15 protein-coding genes are annotated in these 21,533 nt (G+C 37.2%); 9 read left to right on the top strand and 6 right to left on the bottom strand.

Annotated elements, in window-relative coordinates:
- The first annotated feature begins 198 nt into the window (after positions 1–198).
- From ACTJIP_RS00905 to ACTJIP_RS00885, 5 genes are all read left to right on the top strand, one after another.
- On the top strand, positions 199–1,206 hold the full coding sequence (locus tag ACTJIP_RS00905; RefSeq protein ID WP_180564049.1) for a sugar kinase: 1,008 nt from the start codon (positions 199–201) through the stop codon (positions 1,204–1,206).
- A 229-nt stretch (positions 1,207–1,435) separates the two neighbouring features.
- Positions 1,436–2,095, top strand: a complete 660-nt coding sequence (locus tag ACTJIP_RS00900; protein ID WP_440703977.1) for a bifunctional 4-hydroxy-2-oxoglutarate aldolase/2-dehydro-3-deoxy-phosphogluconate aldolase — start codon at positions 1,436–1,438, stop codon at positions 2,093–2,095.
- Positions 2,096–2,201: 106 nt separating this feature from the next.
- A complete protein-coding gene (locus ACTJIP_RS00895) occupies positions 2,202–3,734 on the top strand; it encodes an MFS transporter (RefSeq protein ID WP_440703976.1) in 1,533 nt (510 codons plus the stop codon).
- A gap of 110 nt (positions 3,735–3,844) precedes the next feature.
- A complete protein-coding gene (locus tag ACTJIP_RS00890; RefSeq protein WP_440703975.1) occupies positions 3,845–5,308 on the top strand; it encodes a tagaturonate reductase in 1,464 nt (487 codons plus the stop codon).
- A gap of 5 nt (positions 5,309–5,313) precedes the next feature.
- Positions 5,314–6,927, top strand: coding sequence for a UxaA family hydrolase (locus ACTJIP_RS00885; protein ID WP_440703974.1), 1,614 nt, complete (start codon positions 5,314–5,316; stop codon positions 6,925–6,927).
- Positions 6,928–7,025: 98 nt separating this feature from the next.
- On the opposite strand, the gene ACTJIP_RS00880 is transcribed toward ACTJIP_RS00885, so the two are convergent.
- The 6 genes from ACTJIP_RS00880 to ACTJIP_RS00855 all read right to left on the bottom strand — a co-directional run bounded on the left by ACTJIP_RS00880 (position 7,026) and on the right by ACTJIP_RS00855 (position 13,391).
- Positions 7,026–7,208 (bottom strand): hypothetical protein, encoded by a 183-nt coding sequence (locus ACTJIP_RS00880; RefSeq protein WP_440703973.1) that lies wholly within the window; start codon positions 7,206–7,208, stop codon positions 7,026–7,028.
- Between the two features lie 33 nt (positions 7,209–7,241).
- The gene (locus ACTJIP_RS00875) at positions 7,242–7,640 is read right to left on the bottom strand and encodes a hypothetical protein (protein WP_077416281.1); all 399 of its coding nucleotides are present in this window, start codon (positions 7,638–7,640) and stop codon (positions 7,242–7,244) included.
- A gap of 27 nt (positions 7,641–7,667) precedes the next feature.
- Entirely contained in the window at positions 7,668–8,696 is a 1,029-nt protein-coding gene (locus ACTJIP_RS00870; RefSeq protein WP_077417997.1) for a LacI family DNA-binding transcriptional regulator, read from the bottom strand.
- A gap of 330 nt (positions 8,697–9,026) precedes the next feature.
- Positions 9,027–10,448, bottom strand: coding sequence for a D-xylose transporter XylE (gene xylE / locus ACTJIP_RS00865; RefSeq protein WP_077416283.1), 1,422 nt, complete (start codon positions 10,446–10,448; stop codon positions 9,027–9,029).
- Between the two features lie 59 nt (positions 10,449–10,507).
- On the bottom strand, positions 10,508–11,836 hold the full coding sequence (gene xylA / locus ACTJIP_RS00860; protein WP_180564044.1) for a xylose isomerase: 1,329 nt from the start codon (positions 11,834–11,836) through the stop codon (positions 10,508–10,510).
- A gap of 67 nt (positions 11,837–11,903) precedes the next feature.
- A complete protein-coding gene (locus ACTJIP_RS00855) occupies positions 11,904–13,391 on the bottom strand; it encodes a xylulokinase (protein ID WP_219072533.1) in 1,488 nt (495 codons plus the stop codon).
- A 514-nt stretch (positions 13,392–13,905) separates the two neighbouring features.
- On the opposite strand from ACTJIP_RS00855, the gene ACTJIP_RS00850 reads away from it, so the two are divergent.
- The 4 genes from ACTJIP_RS00850 (at position 13,906) to ACTJIP_RS00835 (ending at position 21,506) form a co-directional block, all read left to right on the top strand.
- Positions 13,906–15,285, top strand: a complete 1,380-nt coding sequence (locus ACTJIP_RS00850) for a rhamnogalacturonidase (protein WP_440703972.1) — start codon at positions 13,906–13,908, stop codon at positions 15,283–15,285.
- A 158-nt stretch (positions 15,286–15,443) separates the two neighbouring features.
- Positions 15,444–16,766, top strand: coding sequence for a rhamnogalacturonan acetylesterase (locus ACTJIP_RS00845; RefSeq protein ID WP_440703971.1), 1,323 nt, complete (start codon positions 15,444–15,446; stop codon positions 16,764–16,766).
- 12 nt (positions 16,767–16,778) lie between these two features.
- A complete protein-coding gene (locus tag ACTJIP_RS00840; RefSeq protein ID WP_440703970.1) occupies positions 16,779–19,556 on the top strand; it encodes a glycosyl hydrolase in 2,778 nt (925 codons plus the stop codon).
- A gap of 75 nt (positions 19,557–19,631) precedes the next feature.
- A complete protein-coding gene (locus tag ACTJIP_RS00835) occupies positions 19,632–21,506 on the top strand; it encodes a rhamnogalacturonan lyase (protein ID WP_428168095.1) in 1,875 nt (624 codons plus the stop codon).
- The last annotated feature ends 27 nt before the right edge of the window (positions 21,507–21,533 follow it).

Raw genomic sequence — 21,533 nt, 5'->3', positions numbered from 1 at the left:
CTGATGCGAAATCTGCGAGAGATAAAAATAAAGTTTTAAACCATTAAGGAAATTTAAGAGGTTAAGTTGAATTAAGAAAAATCAAATTGATTGAAATAATCTTAAGGCAAAGCCAAACTTAACTTTTCTAAACTCCTTCAATAAATCTTAATGGTTAAAAAAATAAAAGAAAATTTACCTTAAAGGTTAATTAAAACTATGAGCAGCAAAATAGTCACATTCGGAGAAGTCATCATGCGACTTTCGCCACCCGGAAACAGAACCATGAAGCAAAGTCACGAAATGGAATTTTTTTTCGGTGGAACAGAGCTTAATGTAGCATCTTCATTGGCAACAATGGGTTGTGACGTCAGGCATGTCAGCAGCGTTTCTGATGATTTTGTAGGAGAATCGGCGGTTTCCTTCATTAAGAGTTTTGGAATAGATACCTCCTTCATCAGCAAAAATGATTATCCTTTAGGTTTGTACTTTTTAGAAGTAGGGTCATCAGTTCGCGCCAGTAGAATTGCCTATAACAGATTGAACGGCTCTTTTGCCAATATTAAGCCTGAAAATATTGACTGGAAAAAAGCCCTTGAAGGCTGCCAATATTTCCACTGGACAGGTATCAGCCCCGGAATTTCCGAAGCAGCTTATGAAAGCCTTAAAGAAGGTTTACAAACAGCCCGTGAATTGGGAATAGAGGTTACAACCGATCCTGCATACCGCTCAAACCTTTGGAAATACGGCAAAAAAGGAAACGAAGTTTTGAAAGAGCTGGTTTCTTATTCAACGATTTTTATAGGGGGAGTGAATGAAATTAATGAAATTCTAGGAACTCAGTTTTCATCAGATAAAGAAGGGTTCACTGAAGCTTGTAAAGAATTAAAACAGCAATGTCCTTCTATTCATAAAATTTTCGACAAAATAAGAATTGGCGTTACAGCAAGTTCTCAGCAGACACAGGGAAGAGCTTTAGTTGGTGATAACTATTTTGAAACTGAATTGTTGGAAGTTAATCCTGTAGTCGATCGAATCGGGACAGGCGATGCTTTTGCAGCAGGTTTGATCTATGGGTTAATCAATTTCGATGACGAAAAAGCATTAAAATTCGCTAATGCAGCGTGTGCGATAAAGCACACCATTTTAGGGGATATCAATTACAGCAGCGCAGAAGATATTCTGGAAGTCATGAATGGAGATTCAGGAGGAAGAATAAAAAGATAGTTGGCAATTGGCTTATCGATAAAATAAAAAAATGTAGACTTAGCTGAGTGAAATCGAAGATTCGACGCAGTCAAACGCCTTTGCGAACTTAAAAATACACATCAAGTTTTAAAAAGAAAATCTTTGCGCTAAAAACAAAAGATTTAGATAAAAGTCTTGAATAGGCAGCATACTAAAGGATGGATTAAATTCCATCAAAGATTATTTTCAAACAGAATAATTAAACAAAATGACAAAAATTCAATCGGTTACTGAGGCCATCATCAATCAGGGAGTTTTACCTCTGTATTATAATGCTGATGAAACGGTAACTCTGGAAATACTGAGATCGCTTTACAAAGCCGGAATTCGTGCAGTGGAATATACAAGCCGCGGTGAAGCTGCGCTAAGTAATTTTACAAAAATGGTAGAAATACGTAATGCAGAAATGCCGGAAATGCTTCTGGGAATTGGAACAATAAAAAATGTGCGACAAGCTGAAGAATATTATAAAGTAGGAGCAGATTTCTTTATCAGTCCGGGTTTTGTAGCTGAGGTTGCAGAATTTTTGATTCCTAAAGATTTGTTGTACAGTCCGGGTTGTATGACGCCGACTGAAATTATTACCGCTGAAGCCGCAGGAGTTACTTTCATTAAACTATTCCCCGGGAACGCCTTAGGAACTGGATTTATGAGTGCAATCAAAGATGTTTTCCCAAATCTGAAATTTATGCCGACAGGTGGAGTAGATACCACTAAAGAAAGCATCGAAAGCTGGTTCAAAGCCGGTGTTTCAGCAGTAGGAATGGGAAGCAAACTGGTAAGCAAAGAATTAATGCTTGCTAAAGATTATACAACGATTGAAAACGAAACGAAGAAAGTACTGGAAATCATTCAGTCTTTATCATAATGATTAAATAAAATACTTTGTGGTCTTGGTAAGTGAAACGCCTTTGAGAACTTAAAAACAAACATCATTATTAAAAAATAAAAAACGAACTAATCCTAAAACTAATATGAGTTCAGTTAAATCTCCTAAACCGAGTACTTTCAGATGGACGATATGCTTTTTGCTGTTCATTGCAACCACAATCAATTATCTTGATCGTCAGGTTTTATCTTTGACGTGGAAAGATTTTATCGCACCGGAATTTCACTGGAACAATAATGATTATGGAAATATCACGGCATTATTCTCTATTTTCTATGCAGTAGGAATGCTTTTTGCTGGAAAATTTGTCGATTGGATGGATACCAAAAAAGGTTTCCTTTGGGCAATCGGAATCTGGTCTGTCGGTGCAGTTTTACATGCATTTTGCGGAATTGCAACCTCAGGAATTCTTACCGGAAACTGGCTGGCTGGTTTTCACGGATCTAAAGAATTGATTTCTACAGTTTCCAATACCTCAGCCATCATCAGTACGAGTGTAACACTGTTCATTTTTGCACGTTTCGTATTGGCTATTGGTGAAGCAGGAAATTTCCCGGCAGCAATTAAAACTACGGCGGAATATTTCCCTAAAAAAGACAGAGCTTTAGCAACAAGTATTTTCAATGCAGGAGCAACGGTTGGTGCTTTGGCAGCACCGGTTACCATTCCTTTTATAGCAAAGGCGATGGGGTGGGAATGGGCATTTATCATCATTGGTGCGTTGGGATTTGTATGGATGGGATTGTGGATTTTCTACTACAAAAAACCTCACGAACATCATAAAGTTAACGAACATGAATTAACCTATATTCAGCAGGATCAGGAAGACTTTGCTGTTGAAGAAAATACCGTGCAGGCAGAAGAAAGAAAATTCACTTTCAAAGAATGTTTCAGTCACAGACAGACCTGGGCTTTTGCCTTTGGGAAATTTATGACAGACGGTGTTTGGTGGTTCTTTTTATTCTGGACTCCGGCTTATTTAAGTTCCGTTTACAAAATGGATTCTACACAAAGTGCATTGCCATTGTTTGTTCTTTATATGATTACTTTATTGTCAATCATCGGAGGGTGGCTTCCAAAATATTTTGTGGAAAAGAAAGGAATGAATGCCTATTCAGGAAGAATGAAAGCCATGTTGATTTTCGCATTTTTTCCCTTATTGGCACTGTTAGCACAGCCTTTAGGTTCAGTAACCTATTGGATTCCGGTTTTAATTATCGGAATTGCAGGAGCAGCACATCAGGCCTGGTCGGCAAATATTTTCTCGACAGTTGGCGATATGTTCCCGAAAAAAGCCATTGCAACCATTACCGGAATTGGCGGAATGGCGGGTGGAATCGGTTCATTCATTATTAATAAATCTTCAGGCGTATTGTTCGATCATGCGCATAAAGCCTGGTCAACGGTTGACGGAATTCCTTTATTGGAAAAATATCCTCAATACATCAACGAAAGATTACCCGACGGATTTTTTGAGCAGCTGGAAAAATCAGGATCAGTAGTTGTAGATGGAATCGATAAAGGCTACATGATTATATTTTCAGCATGTGCCGTAGCATATCTTATCGCTTGGACCGTAATGAAAACATTGGTTCCAAAATATAAGGTGATAAAATAAAACTTTATGAGCTTTGTTAAGCGAAACGCCTTTGCAAAATTAAAAACAGGTAGTAGTCAAAAAAACTTGGGCTCTGCGTTAAAAAAAAATAAAATCATCGAGTTAAAAAGATGGAAAATCAGATAAAACAAAAATTAAATCGTGAATTAATCGGTTCTCAGGAAAAACTTCCCATCAAAATTATACAGTTTGGAGGTGGAAATTTTATGAGAGGATTCACAGATTATGTCATTGATAAATTAAATAAAGAAGCGGGTTTCAATGCCGGAATTGTAAATGTTCAACCAACGGCGGGCGGTTCGGTTCATAAACTGGAAGAACAGGATAATCTGTACACGCTTTTCTCAAGGGGAATTAAAAAAGGGGAGATCGTTGATACAAAACAAGTGATTTCTGCGATTCAGAAGTCAATTAATCCTTATACAAATTACAATGAATTCTTAGCGTTGGCGAAAGAACAAGAATTAGAATTTATCTTCTCAAACACAACAGAAACGGGAATTGCTTATGACGAATCAGAAAATGATTACATTGGTCCGCACAAGAATTTCCCTGCGAAATTAACCGTTTTATTGTACGAAAGATTTAAACATTTCAATGGAGCTACAGATAAAGGAGTAAGAATTATTCCTTGTGAATTGATTGAAGACAATGCATTTGCGTTGAGAGATATGATGCTGAAGTATGCCCGACTTTGGAATTTAGATGCTGATTTTGCGCAATGGATTAATCAAAATAATTATTTCCATAATACTTTGGTTGACAGGATTGTTCCAGGGTATCCGAAAGATGACGCAGAATCATACGAAGATCAGTTGGATTATGAAGATCAGATGATGGTTGTTTCTGAAACATTCTTACTTTGGGTAATTCAGGATGCCGGAAATTTAAAAGAGAGAATTCCTTTTGCTCAGATTAACGAACAGATTTTGGTGGTCGATGATATTCAACCGTACCGTTTGAGAAAAGTGAGAATCCTGAATGGCGGTCATACCTTAATGCTGGCTCCTGCAGTTTTATCAGGTAAGGAAACGGTAAAAGAATCTATTGACGATGCATTTATCGGAAAGTTTTTAAGTGAAACCATTTTTAATGAAGTAAATCCGACTTTGGGTCTGGATGAAACGGAACTGAAAGATTTTGCGGAAGAAGTTTTCGACAGGTTCAGAAATCCTTTTATTAAACATTATCAGGCGAGTATCGCGTTATATTTTGTTTCTAAATTTAAAGTAAGAATCCTTCCTAGTTTGCTGGGTTACGTTGAAATCAACAAAAAATTACCACTAAATCTGGTATTCTCTTTGGCAAGCTTAATCAGATTCTATCAGGGGAATTTTGGTGAAAAATCTTTGCCTATCAATGATGAAGAATCTATTGTTGCTAAATTCAAAGAAATCTGGACAAACGAAGATTACGGGAAAGTAGCAGAATTATCATTAAGTGAAACCGCTTTCTGGGATACAGACCTTACTCAGGTTGACGGACTGAAAAATGCAGTCGCAAAAGCTTTGTGGGAAATAGACCACAACGGCGTAGAAACTGCGTATTACAACTTTATACAATTATATTCTTAGAAAAAATGCAAAAGAAAGTACTAAAAGTAAATCCCAAGGATAATGTAGCGGTTGCGCTGGTAGATCTTGCGCAGGGGGAAACTGTTACTTTGGGTGAACTTACTTATGAAATTATAAAAGACACGAAAGCGAAACACAAATTCGTGACTGAAGATCTTGCTGTAGGTGATGCTATTATCATGTACGGAGTTTTGGTGGGAAAAGCCAGCCTGCCGATCCGGAAAGGAGAGGTGATTACGACTGAAAACGTAAAACATCAAAGCGCAAAAGTAGAACGAAAAACAGAAACCACTTCCTGGACAGCTCCGAATGTTGATAAATGGAAAGATAAAACGTTCATGGGCTATCACCGCGAAGACGGGCAGGTAGGAACGGAAAATGTATGGTTATTTTTCCCGTTGGTTTTTTGTGAAAACAGGAATGTTGAGATTTTAAAGGATGTTTTTGAAAAAGAACTGTTGTTTGAAAAAGTGACAAAACACCAGTTATTATTAAGATCATTAATCAATAATTCCGAAACGGAAACTGTTGTTGAAGAAGAGCAGGATTCAAGAGTATTTAAAAATATTGAAGTTAAATTCATTACGCACCAGGGCGGTTGTGGCGGAATTCGTCAGGATGCCGAGGCATTGGGAAGATTGCTGGCAGGATATGTTAACAATCCGAACGTAGCCGGAGCAACAGTTTTAAGCTTGGGCTGCCAGAATCTACAGGTTCAGATTTTTAAAGATGCCCTGGAAAAAATCAGTCCGGATAATAAAAAGCCCATCATCGTTTACGAACAGCAAAAGTCCGGAACTGTAGATGAAATGTTAAGCGGAATTATTAAAGATTCTTACGAAGCCATCAAACAGGCTAATGAAACAGAAAGAAAACCTGCTCCGATTTCTAAACTTGTTTTAGGGTTGGAATGTGGGGGTTCAGACGGTTTCTCAGGGATTTCTGCAAACCCGGTTTTAGGACAGCTGTCAGATTTAATGGCAGGAATCGGAGGTTCAACTATTCTTTCAGAATTTCCGGAACTATGCGGAGTAGAGCAGGAGCTGGTCAACCGTTGTGTGAAAGAAGAAGATGCAGAAAGGTTTTTACAATTAATGAAAGATTTTGAAAATTCAGTCGTTGCTGCAGGATCTGGCTTTGATATGAATCCGTCGCCGGGGAATATTAAAGATGGCCTAATAACCGATGCTATGAAATCTGCAGGAGCGGCTAAAAAAGGCGGTTCATCGCCAATAAATGATGTACTTGATTTTACAGAATACATCAAAGAACCGGGCTTAAATTTATTGTGTACACCAGGCAATGACGTGGAATGTACTACCGCTTTGGTGGGTTCAGGTTCCAATGTTGTTTTATTCACAACTGGTCTTGGAACTCCGACAGGGAATCCTGTGGTTCCCGTAGTGAAAATTTCCTCAAATACATCATTATCAGAAAGAATGCCCGATATCATCGATTTCAATACCGGAGACGTGATTACAGGGGAAAAATCAATAGACGAAAAAGCAGAAGAATTGTTAGAATTTATCATAGAAGTTGCCAGCGGAGAGGTAAAAACCAAAGCAGCAATTCTCAATCAGAACGATTTTATTCCTTGGAGACGGGGCGTAAGTTTATAGTTATCGTTTTTATATAAATAATTAGATTTGAAAATGCTTTCCACATGATGTGGAAAGTATTTTCTTTTGAATTGATAACGCGGATTTGTAATTCGTGCTTATAAACTTTTATCACTCAAAATACTTCTTACTGCTTCAGCAATATCTCTTGAATAAATTGCTATATTCTCTGCTGCAGACCACGAATCAGGTTTTTTCTTTACTAAGATTGGCGAAATTTTTATAGCTATTTCTATTACAAGCTTTTTAAATTCTTCATCAGTTAAATGTTTCTTTTCCATATTTTCAAATTAAATAAATATTGGTACTTTTTATTAAAAGAGTAAAGTAGTCAAAAAAGGTGAAATTAATGTCAGTACAGTGAAAATAGCATCTCCCATGTGTAATTTTCTATACTCACCTTGTTCCCAACTTGATTGCATATAACCTGTCATTAAAGGTTCATTTCCAAAGATTATTATAAATAAATTTCTTAATATCCAATAATAAATCATAAAAAATAAGGGCAAGAATGCCCATGTAGCAGCACTACCGTTTGTCATTTTTAATGATTCACGATTAATATTAAGATATCCAAGTAAAGCAATCAAAATTGCGAATATTAATATGATAAGGTAGGTTGTTCTATTTTTCAATACTTTATAAGACATCCATAAAATAAATTGACCAATACCACCAAGCATGATATAAAGAGATTGATTATCCAGATCCATCTATGTTTGTCTTTAAATTAACTATAGCTACCTTCTTTTCGAAGACTTCCTGATATAAAGCTGCGGCGCCAAAACCACCTTCTTCTCAATAGAAACCCCGGAACCATTTTCTTTCACACTATCAATAAAAACCTGTCCTGCCATTTTCCCCATCGTCAGGGGAGTCTGATCTACAGAACTTATCGGAAGCTCCATAAATTGAGTAAAAGGTTCATTAGAAAAGCCAATAACAGCAACCTCCTGCGGGATTTTGATTTTACGTTTTTTCAGTTCCTGACAAGCACCTAACGCAGCAAAATCACTGGATGAAAAGATGGCATCAGGAACAGATTTTTTATCCCAAAGTTTTTTAACTGCATCAATTCCTTCATCGATCGAACTTCCGGTTGTGATAATATTTTCTTCCTTAATGCTTAAATTATGGTCCAGTAAAGCCTGTTTGTACCCGTTCAGACGGTTCTCATAAATTTCCAGATTTAAGTCCCCGGAGAAATGACAAATATTTCTGTAGCCTTCATTAATCAAATGTTCAGTCGCCATATAACCGCCGCGATAATCGTCGATAGTTACTGTGCTGATTCCTGAAATGTCTTTTTTACGGTCAAAAAATATAATAGGAGTATTGGTGGTATTCAGAATATTCAGAATATGTTCGGTATCAATGGTCGTCTTGGAAACAGACATGAAAATACCGTCAACCTGAGCATTAAGCAAAGTGTTTAGGTGCCTTTTTTCAATAGTTACATCTTCATGGCTCTGGCAGATAATGACATGATAACCATGTGGGGAAAGCTCTTCTTCAATTCCGCGGATCACAGATGAAAAGAAATTGGTATTAATGTAAGGCACGATAATTCCTACGTTTTTTGTTTCCCCGCTTTTCAGAGCTTTGGCAAGGTTATTTTGCTTGTAGTTCATTTCTTTGGCAGTTTTCTTTACCAAATCTTTCGTTGCCTGGCTTATTCTCGGATGGTCGTTCAATGCTCTGGAAACAGTTGCCACACTTACGTTAAGCTTTTTCGAGATGTCATATATTGTGGCATTTTTCTTATTCATACATGCTTTTTCTGAAGTTTTGGGTATGTCCGGGATGACATACATTATAGTCGTAAATTTAATCAAATTATGTCTATCAAACAGGAAATATTGAGATTTTATACAAGATTAAGAGTGATTAAAATCAGATTAAACCTAAAAAATATTGAATTGCTTAATTTTTCTTGAGGTTGGGCTCAATTTTTAATTAAGAGAAAAACCGTATTCACTGGAAATAAGGCTCATTAATAAAGAAAATTTTATTTAATAATAAAAAACATCGATTAATTTAACCAAAAAGGGCACCGGAAACCGATGCCCTCATTACTAACTGTTGATATGAAGAAATAACTATTTTTTCCAAAGTTTTTCAATTTCCTCCAAAGATTTTCCTTTAGTTTCCGGAACCATTTTCCATACAAAAAATAGTGATAAAACACTCATCGCTCCATAAAAACCATAAGTAAAAGCTCCACTAAATTCCATCATAAAAGGATAGGTGGAGGAGATCAGGTAATTAGCAGCCCATTGGGCAGCAACGGCAACAGCAATCGCTGCACCCCGGATTTTGTTAGGAAAAAGTTCTGAAATTAAAACCCAACATATCGGTCCCCAAGACATCATAAAAGATGCCGTATAGATGATGATGAAAACCAAAGTTGCAATCCCGATGATATGCAAATAAGAGAAGATGGCAATGGCAAACATTCCAATTGCCATTCCTATGGAACCTACGATCAGTAAAGGTTTTCTTCCCCACTTGTCAACCGTGAAAATGGCTACAACCGTAAAGATGACGTTAACCAATCCCATAACCACGGTCTGCAGCATGGAAGCATCCTTATGAACACCCATGCTCTCAAAAATCCTCGGAGCGTAGTATAAAGCTACATTAATTCCTACAAACTGCTGAAAAACAGAAAGTAAAATCCCAATAATGATTACTGTTTTTCCGAATGCAAAAATCATACTTTTATGCTGGGTAGCAGTACCTTTGATTTCCTGAAAAATCTCATGGCCTCGAAGTTGACCATTAATTTTGGTTAAAATTTTAAGCGCTTCATCATCTTTTTTAATCAAGGTTAAATATCGTGGAGTTTCTGGAACAAAAAACAGTAAAATCCCGAATAAAGCAGCCGGAATGGTCAGTGATAAAAACATATAACGCCAACCGATATCGTTGATCCATTCTACTGATTTTCCGTCAGCAATGCCCCAATTGACAAAATACACTACCAGCATCCCGAAAATTATGGCAAACTGGTTTAAAGAAACCAATCTTCCGCGAACTTCAGCAGGAGCTATTTCTCCAATATACATCGGGCAAACTGCAGAAGCAAGACCAACACCAATTCCTCCAATAATTCTATAAAAGTTAAAAGCCAGCAAAACTCCCATTGATTGTTCGCCCTGCTTAAAAAATAAAAATTCAGGATAAGCAGCTCCCAAAGCACTGATGAAAAATAAAAATGCAGCTGCCATCAGTGATTTTTTCCTTCCTAACCTGGTGGAAAAATATCCGGAAACAGCTCCTCCAATCACGCACCCTATCAATGCACTGGAAATAGTTGCTCCATGAGCCAATGAGCTCAGCCCCAATGGGATAATTAAATATTCCTGAATGGATTTTTCTGCACCCGAAATGACGGCTGTATCATATCCAAACAAAAGCCCGCCCAAAGTGGCAACCAATGTAATCAGAGTGACATATACCATGTTGATTTCCGCCTTTGTTCCTGAAGAATATTTCGGCCCTGAATCTATTATTTGCATAGTCTCATATAGTTTTAGTTGTTAAAGATTAGGTTCTTGTTAGTTAATCAGCATTTGTGTTATAAATACTGATTAATCAGGCTTTCCATATATTCCTGCTTACCGCTTTCTTGGCCTACTTCTCCAAGTCCTTCCGCATGGGCAGCCAGGTCAGTAAGAGATAATTTCCCCTCTTCAAAATCTTTACCTTTTCCATTATTGAAAGAAGAATATCTGTTAGCTCTGATTTCAGAATATTTTGATTTTTCTAAAATAGCATCTGCAGCCAGGAAAGCTCTTGCAAAATTGTCCATTCCGCTGATATGAGCGATGAAAATATCCTCCAGATCCGTTGAGTTTCTTCTGATTTTAGCATCAAAATTTACACCTCCGCCCTGGAAGCCTCCTGCCTGAATAATCACCAGCATTGCTTGAGTCATTTCATATAAATCAACCGGGAATTGGTCTGTATCCCAACCATTTTGATAGTCTCCGCGGTTGGCATCAATACTTCCTAAAACGTTATTGTCAGCCGCAACTTGTAATTCATGTTCAAAAGTATGCTGGGCTAAAGTTGCGTGGTTGACCTCAAGGTTAAGCTTAAAATCATCCATTAAATCATATTGACGAAGAAAGTTTAAGCAGGTTGCCGCATCAAAATCATATTGATGTTTTGTAGGCTCCATTGGTTTTGGTTCAATAAAGAAGGTCCCTTTGAAGCCTTGTGAACGTGCATAATCTTTTGCCACGTGTAAAAATTTTGCCATATGTTCAAGCTCACGTTTCATGTTGGTGTTCAGTAAAGACATATATCCTTCACGACCGCCCCAGAAAACATAATTTTCTCCGCTTAACTTTATTGTTGCATCTAATGCATTTTTAACCTGCCCTCCTGCATAAGCCAACACATCAAAAGATGGATTTGTAGCTGCACCATTCATAAATCGTGGATTGGAGAAACAGTTTGACGTTCCCCAAAGTAACTTTACTCCGGAAGCCGCCTGTTTTTCTTTAGCATAATCGGTTATGAATTCTATTCTTTTGGTTGATTCTCTGAAATTATCCGCTTCATCAATTAAATCATAATCGTGGAAACAGTAGTAAGGCATACCCAGTTTTGTGAAAAATTCGAAAGCCGCATCCATTTTTTCTGTTGCTCTTTGTTTAACATCTGTTGCTTTTAACCATTCAAAATGCTGTGTTCCCACTCCAAAAGGATCTCCACCCGTTGCACAGAATGTATGCCAGTAAGCCGTCGCAAATTTGAAATATTCTTTCATCGTTTTCCCGCGAACGACTTTGTTTTCGTTATAAAATTTGAAAGCCAGAGGATTGTCAGATTCTTTTCCTTCAAATTGAATTTTTCCAATTCCTTTGAAATACTCTTTGTTACCCATTGTAATTGCCATTATATTTTAGTTTTAAATAGATGAATGAATCAATGCAATCGATTGCATTGATGTGTTAAAAAATTTCTTAATTATTTAGATTTTGTAATAATTTTAATTTCCATTTCTCATAACTATCCTTGTACTGGTTATAGTTCTTAGTATCAGGATAATAGCTTTTTAAAATGTCTTTGTCAGTCAGGATTTCGTTTTGCGATTCGAATGCTCCGGCCCCCATGGCTGCAGCTCTTGCGGCGCCTGTAGAACCTGTGGAATTTATAATCCTTATTTCGGTATCCAAAATAGTAGTGATGGTCTGTGTGAATAAAGAAGAGCGGAATAAATTGTCACCACCTGCTTTTATAATACCTTTCTGAAGCCCGTCGGACATTAAAATATCAGTTCCATACACAAAAGAATAGGCAATACCTTCCAATCCTGCCCGGAAAAGATGTTCGCTTTTGTGACGGTTAAAGTTCAGGTTAAAAACAGACGATCCGATATCTTTATTATGCAGAACTCTCTCTGCTCCGTTTCCGAAGGGCAGGACAATAACTCCATCGGAACCGATTGGTATTTTTGAAGCTAAATCATTAATTTCGTGATAGCTGTGTCTTTTTTGGTCAACCTGATGTCGAAGCCAGCTGTATTGAATTCCAGCACCATTCAGGCAAAGCATTTTGCCGATTCTCGGTCGTTCCTTTGTGTGGTTAATGTGTGCAAAATTGTTAATCCTTACAGACTCCTTAGATTTAATATTATCAGTCACACCATAAACAACTCCGGAAGTTCCGCCTGTGGCTGCAATTTCTCCGAGATTCATTACATTGAGAGAAAATGCGTTATTGGGTTGATCTCCAGCGCGGTAATAAATAGGAATTCCTTCGGGAAGGCCACTTTCCTCTGCTCCCTGTTTTGAAACATAGCATTGTTCAGTGAAATTTTCCACAATATCAGAAACAAAAGATTCATCAATTTTCAGGTGTTGCAGCATTGTTTTTGAAACCTCATGTTTTTCAAAGTCCCAAAGTATACCCTCTGAAAGCCCTGTAACAGAAGTTGTTGCTTCACCGCTGAGCTTAAATGCAATGAAATCTCCCGGAAGCATAAATTTCCAGATCTTGTCATAGATTTCAGGAGCATTTTCCTGTACCCATTTCAGCTTGGATGCAGTGAAGTTGCCCGGAGAATTAAGCAGCTCTTTCATGCATTTTTCTTCTCCGATCTCATCAAAAATCCGGTCGCCAATTTCAACAGCCCGGCTGTCACACCATATAATTGACGGACAAAGGACCTGTTTGTCTTTTCCAATCAATACTAATCCATGCATCTGATAAGATATGCCGATTCCTTTAATCTCATTTTTGTGGATTTTGCTCTCTGCAATTATTTTTTGAGTGAGAATACGGAGGTTTTGCCACCATTCATCGGGGTTTTGTTCTGCCCAGCCTGCTTTCGGGGAATCAATCAACATCTCATGTTCCGGGTATTTGGCATGGGCGATTAATTTGCCCTGATCATCTACGATGGAAGCCTTTATCGATGAGCTTCCTACATCATAACCTATAAATTTCATTAATTATTAATAATTGTAATGCTTTAAATGTAATAATTTTATGTATTATACCGAGGGTTTTTGTAAATCTGTGAATTTTCAATATTATCAAGTGTTAAGCTATTGTTATTCAGTGTCTTAATTTTAATTAATTAATTTTTAGATACTTTAATTCTAATTAAATGAAACAAATTGAGAATTTAATTTTAACTAAAAACAGCTTTAAGGATCCAATATTGAGCAATCGATTGCGCAAAGTGAAGATTAATTTAGATTTTGATAGATGTTAATGGGGGATAAATCATCGCAAAATAATCAACATGAAAGAGCAGGATACCGCCAAATCCTAAAATGTATACTTTTATGAAAATGAAATGAAAGAATAATTTTCGTTATACAGTTGGAAATTATTTGCTGATTTTTTGCAAAAGCAAACTGAATAAATTGTATTTAAATGATATTCCTTTATTTTGCCATTCTTTTGAGTGATGAATTTTATTAATTAAAAATCAGATTCTACAATAAAAAATAAATTATGAAATCTCAAAATACATCAAGCTTTTTACTATCTCTGTTGATATTCTTATTGTTTTCATCGGGCATAAAGAGCCAGGATAAATTTCCCGACGGCAGTATAATTCCAAAATGGTTTAAAGAAAATAAGCCTACAGACATCAATAAATTAGGTGAAAAATATATTCTTACCAATCATGGAGTGAAAAACGACAGTACGGTTCTTCAGACAAAACAGGTTCAGGCGGTCATTGATCTTGCAGCTAAAAATGGCGGCGGTGTAATTATTGTACCCAAAGGAACATTCCTGATCAGTTCTGTATTCTTCAAACAGGGAACACATTTGCATCTGGAGAACGGTGCGAAATTAAAAGGAAGCGATGATATCAGTGATTTTCCTGTTGTGGAAACAAGAATGGAAGGACAGACTGTAAAATATTTTCCTGCATTAATCAACGCAGATGGATTGAATGGTTTTACCATTTCGGGAAAAGGAACGCTTGACGGAAACGGATTGCGCTTTTGGAAAGCATTCTGGAAAAGACGCCAGTGGAACCCTAAGTGTACCAATATGGATGAAATGAGACCAAGAATCATCTATATTTCAAATTCTAAAAACGTTCAGGTTGAAGGAATTACCGTAAAAAATTCCCCTTTCTGGAGTACTCATTATTATAAAAGTGAATTTGTAAAATTGTTAAACCTGACAATTCTTGCACCAAAAGAGCCGGTAAAAGCCCCAAGTACAGATGCTGTTGATATTGATGCCTGCACGAATTTCCTGATTAAAAACTGCTATATGTCGGTGAACGACGACGCCATCGCATTAAAAGGCGGAAAAGGCCCGAAAGCAGATAAAACTCCTGAAAATGGTGAAAACAGAAATATCATCATAGAAGATAACAGCTTTGGGTTTTGTCACAGTGTTCTCACATGCGGCAGCGAATCTATCCATAATTATAATGTGATTCTGCGCAACTCAAAAGTGAAAGGTGCTTCGAGGCTGCTGCACCTTAAAATGAGACCAGATACTCCTCAGCATTATGAATACATTACAGTTGAAAATATCACGGGCAATGTTAAAACTTTCTTGTATGTAAAAGGCTGGAACCAGTTTTTCGATTTGAAAGGAGAGGAAAGGCCTAAAAAATCTTTAGCGAATCATATTTTGATCAAAAATATTGACATCAGTTGTGAAACGGCGTTCGATGTTGAAAAATCAGACTTGTATGATTTGACAGATTTCACGTTGGAAAACCTAAAAATAAAAGCGTTAAAACCTAAAGAGGAAAATTTGGATGCTATTAAAAATTTGAAAAAAAATAAAGTACATGTTTCCCGGGTTGCTTCTTTAGGTCAATCTTACGACAAAAAAGACGATTCCGACATTGCCGCAAAATGAGTTGTTTTTCTAAAATATTCGTTCCGGTATATTTATGCTCCCAATTATTGCATTCTCAATCTAAGGAAATTCAGTTCCTGAGTGGGACGGATTCTGAGCATACAAAAGAATGGGATTTTTGGATAAATGCCGGGAGTCAATATTTTAATGGATTGATTATGAAAAATTGGATTGGAATTATAGTCATTTTTATTTGTTCATCAATGTTTTCCCAACAAACCAATTTCAAATTTGATTTTGGTGGAAGCAGAACTCAGGATGGTTTTATTTCCATCACAGAATACTCTGAATTCAACAGGAAAGTGGGCTACGGATTCATGGATATTTCCGGCTTAAAATCAATCGACAGAGGAGGAAATGCTTTGACAGGAGATTATATTACCAGCGATAAACCTTTCTATTTTTCGGTGATAATTCCGGAAGGAAATTATGATATTAAGTTAAATTTAGGCGATTCTAAAGGAACTTCCCAAACAACAGTTCGTGTAGAAAATCGCCGTCTGATGTTGGATGATGTAAAAACAAAAGAAGGTGAAATGGTTGAAAAACTGATTACCGTTCATATTAAAGATAGCATTCTCCGTAATCAGGATGGAGTTGAAATTGGGGTTGTAAAATTAAAGCCAAGAGAAAGAAGATACTTACATTGGGACAATGTACTGACGATTGAATTTAACGATAAAGCTCCAAAAGTTTGTGCAATAACCATTCAGCCCAACAAAACGGCGAAAACAATTTACCTGACAGGGGATTCCACGGTTGTAGATGCACAGTATGAACCTTGGGCCTCCTGGGGGCAAATGTTGCCCTGTTTTTTTGTTCCCGAAGAAGTTGTTATTGCCAATTACGCCGAAAGCGGGGAAACTTTGAAAGCCTTTGAAGACCGCCACCGAATTGATAAAATATGGAACAAGATTCAACCCGGGGATTATCTATTCATCCAGTTTGGGCATAATGACCAGAAGTATGGGAACAGCACAAAATCTGGTTATAAAAAAAGATTACAGGAATGGATTAATAAAGCAAAACAATTGGGAGCGATTCCGGTTTTAGTTACATCAATGAATCGAAGAGTTTTTGATAAAAATAATAAGATTGTCAATACCCTGGATGATTTTCCTGATGCCATGCGGGAAATTGCGAAAGAAGAAAATATATATTTAATCGACCTGAATGCAATGAGTAAAACGCTGTTTGAAGCGTTGGGACCGGAAAATTCTAAAAAAGCATTTGTCTATTATCCTGCAAATTCTTATCCCAATCAGCCGGATGCTTTGGCGGATGACACTCACTTTAATACCTATGGTGCTTATGAACTGGCAAAATGTGTGATAAAAAGTATTGTCGGTCAGAAGCTGCCTTTGGCTAAGTTTATTTCTAAAAAATATAAAGGTTTTGATTTAAATAAGCCTGATACTTTCGAAAATTTCCATTGGCCGGAAAGTGTCTTTATGGAATCTTTAAAACCGGATGGAAACTAAAAAAATAACAAAATGAATATTCAATCTATAGTAAAGGCGAGCCTATTTTGTTTTGCGTTCGGGAATCTTCCCGCACAAAATCCATGGCCAAAAACCACTGAAATGGCAAAGCCGTGGACACGATGGTGGTGGATGGGAAATGCTGTCAATGAAAAAGGATTGGATAAAGAACTGATAATGCTTCATAAAGCAGGTTTCGGAGGTGTAGAAATCGTTCCCATTTATGGTGCAAAAGGCTTTGAAAATCAATACATCAATTATCTTTCTCCGGAGTGGATGAAAATGCTTCAATTCACTACAGACAAGGCAAAAAGTTTGAACATGGGAGTTGATATGTCCGTTGGAACAGGCTGGCCAATCGGCGGGCCGCAGGTTGGTGAAGAAGATACTGCCACAAAAATGATTGTCCAGACATATACGATTTCATCAGGTGAAAAGTTTTCTGAGAAAATCATTCTGAAAGATCAAAAACAAAAGGATTTAAAAACAATAAAGTTAGATATTGTAACGGCTTACAATGAAAAAAATGAAGCAGTTGTTTTAACCGATAAAATAACAAACGACGGTTCTCTCAATTGGAAACCGGATTCCGGGAAGTGGATAATGTATGCTGTTTTTACAGGTAAAACCTTACAAAAAGTAAAACGTGCAGCTCCGGGTGGTGAAGGTTATACCTTAGACCATTTCTCACCTGAGGCAACAAAAGATTATCTTAAAACTTTCGATAAAGCTTTTGGAAACTCAAACTACGGAATCCGTTCTTTTTTCAATGACAGTTATGAGGTTTATAATGCCGACTGGACCCCTTATTTTAAAAATGAATTTAAAAATAAGAGAGGATATGACCTGAGTCCATACATCAAATATCTTTTCAGTAACGAAGAAAATGAGATAACAGGCAGAATTAAATCTGATTATAGGGAAACCCTGAGCGAATTGATTTTGAGCAATTTTACTAAGGATTTTACGAACTGGGCTCGTTCCAAAAACTCAAAAAATACCAATCAGGCTCATGGCTCACCTGGAAATTTACTGGATTTGTATGCTGCAGTCGATATTCCGGAGTCTGAAAATTTCGGAAGTACAGCTTTTGATATTCCGGGGCTGAGGAGAGACAGTGCAGATGTGCAAAAATCTGATAAACCAGATATTAATATGCTGAAATTTGCTTCATCGGCTGCTAATGTTACGGGTAAACAGTTAATTTCAAATGAAACTTTTACCTGGCTTACAGAGCATTTTAAAACCTCCTGGTCGCAGGCAAAACCCGAAGTGGAGCAGGTTTTTTTATCGGGAATCAATCACGTCTTTTATCACGGCACAACGTATACACCGGCCGATGTTCCTTTTCCGGGATGGCTGTTTTATGCTTCGGTTAATTTTGTTCCGGAAAATAGCTTGTGGCCCCATTTAATGGGATTAAATTCTTATGTAGCACGTACTCAAAGTGTTTTGCAGAGCGGGAAACCTGATAATGAATTGTTGATGTACTGGCCAATTTATGACCAATGGGCCAATCCGAAAGGGAAGGATATAGCATTTAAAGTTCATAACGTGGAAAAATGGCTGCAGCCAACTCCGATGTATGAAAATCTAACGAAACTAAGTAAAATGGGCTATGCTCTTGATATGGTTTCTGACAAGATGATTGGCGAAGCTAAATCGGAAAACCAGAAAATTCAGACTGCAAAAGAAGGATCTTCTTACCAGGTTTTAATCATTCCTGAATCAACTTATTTACCGGAAACTACGTTACATAATATTCTCAAATTAGCTCAAAATGGCGCCTCGGTTATTTTTCAAAATAAGCCAAAAGATATTCCCGGAAATTTGGAAGTTGAAAAAAGAAGAGCAGAACTAAAATCATTGTGGGCTCAGATCCAGTTTCAGAATCAGGGTGAAAATATAAACATTGCAAGCTTCGGAAAAGGAAAAATTGTTCTAAGTTCTGATATTGAAAAAGGCCTGGAATATTTAAAAATACAAAGAGAAAAATTAACGGAAACAGGATTGAAGTTTGTGAGAAGGCAGTTTGACGGAGGAAAATACTATTTCATTGTTAACCATACTGCAAAGGATATTGATCAGTTTCTTCCTTTTAACTATACAGGAAAACAAGCCGTCATCATGAATCCTGAAAACGGAGGTTTCGGAGTTGCGGAAACCCATAACAATTCCGTGAGAATTCAACTTAAATCAGGACAGTCTTTAATTTTAAAAAACAGTGAAACTGTCGATCATTCCATTGCAAAATGGAATGATACTGAAAAGACAGGTTCTCCTATCAGTTTAAATCAAGCATGGAAGCTGACTTTCAAAGAAGGTGGCCCGGAACTTCCAAAATCAAGGACTCTAAAAAATCTGGAACCCTGGACAAACTTTTCAGAAGATCCTGCAACACAGAGTTTTTCAGGAACCGGCGTTTATACAACCACATTAAATTTGAAGAATAAAAAAGCAGACGATTATCTTTTAAAATTCGATCAGCTGTATGAAAGTGCAAAAATAATTGTTAACGGTCAGGAAGCGGGGATTGTCTGGAGTATTCCTTTTGAAATCAACATCGGGAAATATCTGAAAAAAGGGAAAAACACCATTCAGATTGAAGTTTGCAATTTGATGGCGAATAGAATACGTTATATGGATCAGAATAAAATTCAATGGCGTAATTATCACGAAATCAACTTTGTAAATATTAATTATAAAGCTTTTGATGCATCCGGTTGGAAAGTTCAGCCTTCCGGATTGGAAGGGCAAATTCAGCTATTTCCATTATATTATTCGAAATAGAATTAAAATAAGGTAAAATATATCAAAATAAATTGCGCAATCGATTGAATTATGTTAATTTAATAGTTCAGAATTATGAATATAAAATATAACTTTATTGTAGTGATCATTCTTTTTTCACATCTCTTTTCAGCGCAAAGGCAAATGGAGTATTTAAAAAGAGGAATTGTTGCAGTACCTTCAGAATCGGGGGTTTTTGTAAGTTGGCGTTTACTGGGTACAGAACCTCAGAATATTCAGTTTGATTTATATCGTATTGAAAAGAGCAAAAGCAAAAAACTGAACGAAAAACCATTGCTTAATGAAACCAGTTTTTTAGATACAACGGTGGATAAAACAAAGAATTACACTTATTTCGTAAGATCCAATACCCAGAATCAGGAGATTGATCAGGATTCTGCGAAATATGCTGCTAATCAAAAACCCTATTTTTCAATTCCTTTAAAAACTCCGGCCGGATATACGCCAAACGATGCTTCTGTGGCCGATCTGGACGGAGATGGTGAGTATGAAATTATCCTTCATCAGACAGGGCAATCCAGAGACAACAGTCAGAAAGGTTTTACGGATGAGCCCATTATTCAGGCTTATAAATTGAACGGAAAGTTGTTGTGGGAAATTAACTTGGGAAAAAATATCAGGGAAGGGGCGCATTACACCCAGTTTTTAGTGTACGATTTAGACCAGGACGGCAAAGCAGAAGCCGTCATGAAGACAGCAGATGGAAGCAGGGATGGTAAAGGAAGATTCATCGGAGACCCTGCCAAAGATTATCGCAATGAGAACGGATTTATTCTTTCCGGGCCTGAATATTTGACTGTTTTTAATGGTGAAACAGGTGAGGAGATTAATACAGTTCATTATGAAGTTCCCAGATTTGCAGGCAGTTTAAATCCAACTCCTGAACAAATGACCGAGACTTGGGGCGATGCAAAAGGAAACCGTATTGACCGGTTTTTGGGTGCAGTTGCTTATCTGGACGGCAAAAGGCCCAGCATCATTATGTCGAGAGGTTATTATACCCGAACGACGATCGCAGCCTGGGATTATAAAGATAAAAAGCTCAGTTTGAGATGGCTGTTCGATACGGAAAGTTCGGAAGAAAATAAAAAATACCGGGGTCAGGGAAATCATAACCTGAGCATTGCCGACGTTGATAATGATGGAAAAGATGAAATTATCTTTGGTGCAATGACGGTTGATGATAATGGAAAAGTCTTGAACAGCACGGGCTTTGGCCACGGTGATGCGTTGCACGTGGGTGATCTGGATCCTTCTTCTCCCGGATTGGAAATTTTCGATATTCAGGAAAGATTTGATGATGCGGGCGCCCATTTCAGAACCGGCGCAACAGGTAAAGTTTTATGGAAATTACCTTCTTTGATTTATAGTAAACAGGGCAAATTTCAGGGACCGGGAAGAGGACTGTCTTTAAATATTGATCCCCGTTATCAAGGTTCAGAATCTTGGGCGGCGGGAGCTGGTGTAAAAGGCATTTACGATACTAAAGGAAGAAAAATAAGTGATAAAAATCCTGCCTGTAATATGGGAATTTATTGGGATGGAGATTTTTTAAGCGAAATTTTAGACGGAACTTCTGTGTCAAAATGGGACTGGAAGAAAGAAAAGTCCAATCTAATTTTTGATGCTAAAGATTTTCAGTGCGAATCCAACAACGGGACCAAGAAAAATCCTTCTCTGGTTGCTGATTTATTTGGAGACTGGCGGGAAGAATTGATTTACAGAACTTCAGATAACCAGGAGCTCCGGATTTTCAGCTCTACCATTCCTACGAAGCACCGTTTGTATACGATGATGCATAATCCGCAATATCGGTTGAGCATTGTTTGGCAAAATGTAGGCTACAACCAGCCTCCCCATACTGATTATTATTTGGATGAATCTGTTTCAAAAGTTCCTTCGCCAAATATTTATACGGTTAAACCTTAAATTTTCTAAAATAAAAAATAATATAAT

Origin of the sequence: Chryseobacterium sp. 22543 (genome assembly GCF_052044565.1) — a bacterium.
In the GTDB taxonomy this organism is placed as follows: domain Bacteria; phylum Bacteroidota; class Bacteroidia; order Flavobacteriales; family Weeksellaceae; genus Chryseobacterium.
Note: the sequence above shows the minus strand (reverse complement) of the source record. Positions and strands in the feature narration are given on the sequence as shown.

Excerpts from the sequence above, each read along its gene's own strand:
- ACTJIP_RS00905 (WP_180564049.1), top strand. The coding sequence starts at position 199 with ATGAGCAGCAAAATAGTCACATTCGGAGAAGTCATCATGCGACTTTCG.
- ACTJIP_RS00850 (WP_440703972.1), top strand. The coding sequence starts at position 13,906 with ATGAAATCTCAAAATACATCAAGCTTTTTACTATCTCTGTTGATATTC.
- ACTJIP_RS00870 (WP_077417997.1), bottom strand. The coding sequence starts at position 8,696 with ATGAATAAGAAAAATGCCACAATATATGACATCTCGAAAAAGCTTAAC.
- ACTJIP_RS00880 (WP_440703973.1), bottom strand. The coding sequence starts at position 7,208 with ATGGAAAAGAAACATTTAACTGATGAAGAATTTAAAAAGCTTGTAATA.
- ACTJIP_RS00855 (WP_219072533.1), bottom strand. The coding sequence starts at position 13,391 with ATGAAATTTATAGGTTATGATGTAGGAAGCTCATCGATAAAGGCTTCC.
- xylA (WP_180564044.1), bottom strand. The coding sequence starts at position 11,836 with ATGGCAATTACAATGGGTAACAAAGAGTATTTCAAAGGAATTGGAAAA.
- xylE (WP_077416283.1), bottom strand. The coding sequence starts at position 10,448 with ATGCAAATAATAGATTCAGGGCCGAAATATTCTTCAGGAACAAAGGCG.
- ACTJIP_RS00885 (WP_440703974.1), top strand. The coding sequence starts at position 5,314 with ATGCAAAAGAAAGTACTAAAAGTAAATCCCAAGGATAATGTAGCGGTT.
- ACTJIP_RS00895 (WP_440703976.1), top strand. The coding sequence starts at position 2,202 with ATGAGTTCAGTTAAATCTCCTAAACCGAGTACTTTCAGATGGACGATA.
- ACTJIP_RS00840 (WP_440703970.1), top strand. The coding sequence starts at position 16,779 with ATGAATATTCAATCTATAGTAAAGGCGAGCCTATTTTGTTTTGCGTTC.
- ACTJIP_RS00845 (WP_440703971.1), top strand. The coding sequence starts at position 15,444 with ATGAAAAATTGGATTGGAATTATAGTCATTTTTATTTGTTCATCAATG.
- ACTJIP_RS00890 (WP_440703975.1), top strand. The coding sequence starts at position 3,845 with ATGGAAAATCAGATAAAACAAAAATTAAATCGTGAATTAATCGGTTCT.
- ACTJIP_RS00900 (WP_440703977.1), top strand. The coding sequence starts at position 1,436 with ATGACAAAAATTCAATCGGTTACTGAGGCCATCATCAATCAGGGAGTT.
- ACTJIP_RS00835 (WP_428168095.1), top strand. The coding sequence starts at position 19,632 with ATGAATATAAAATATAACTTTATTGTAGTGATCATTCTTTTTTCACAT.
- ACTJIP_RS00875 (WP_077416281.1), bottom strand. The coding sequence starts at position 7,640 with ATGGATCTGGATAATCAATCTCTTTATATCATGCTTGGTGGTATTGGT.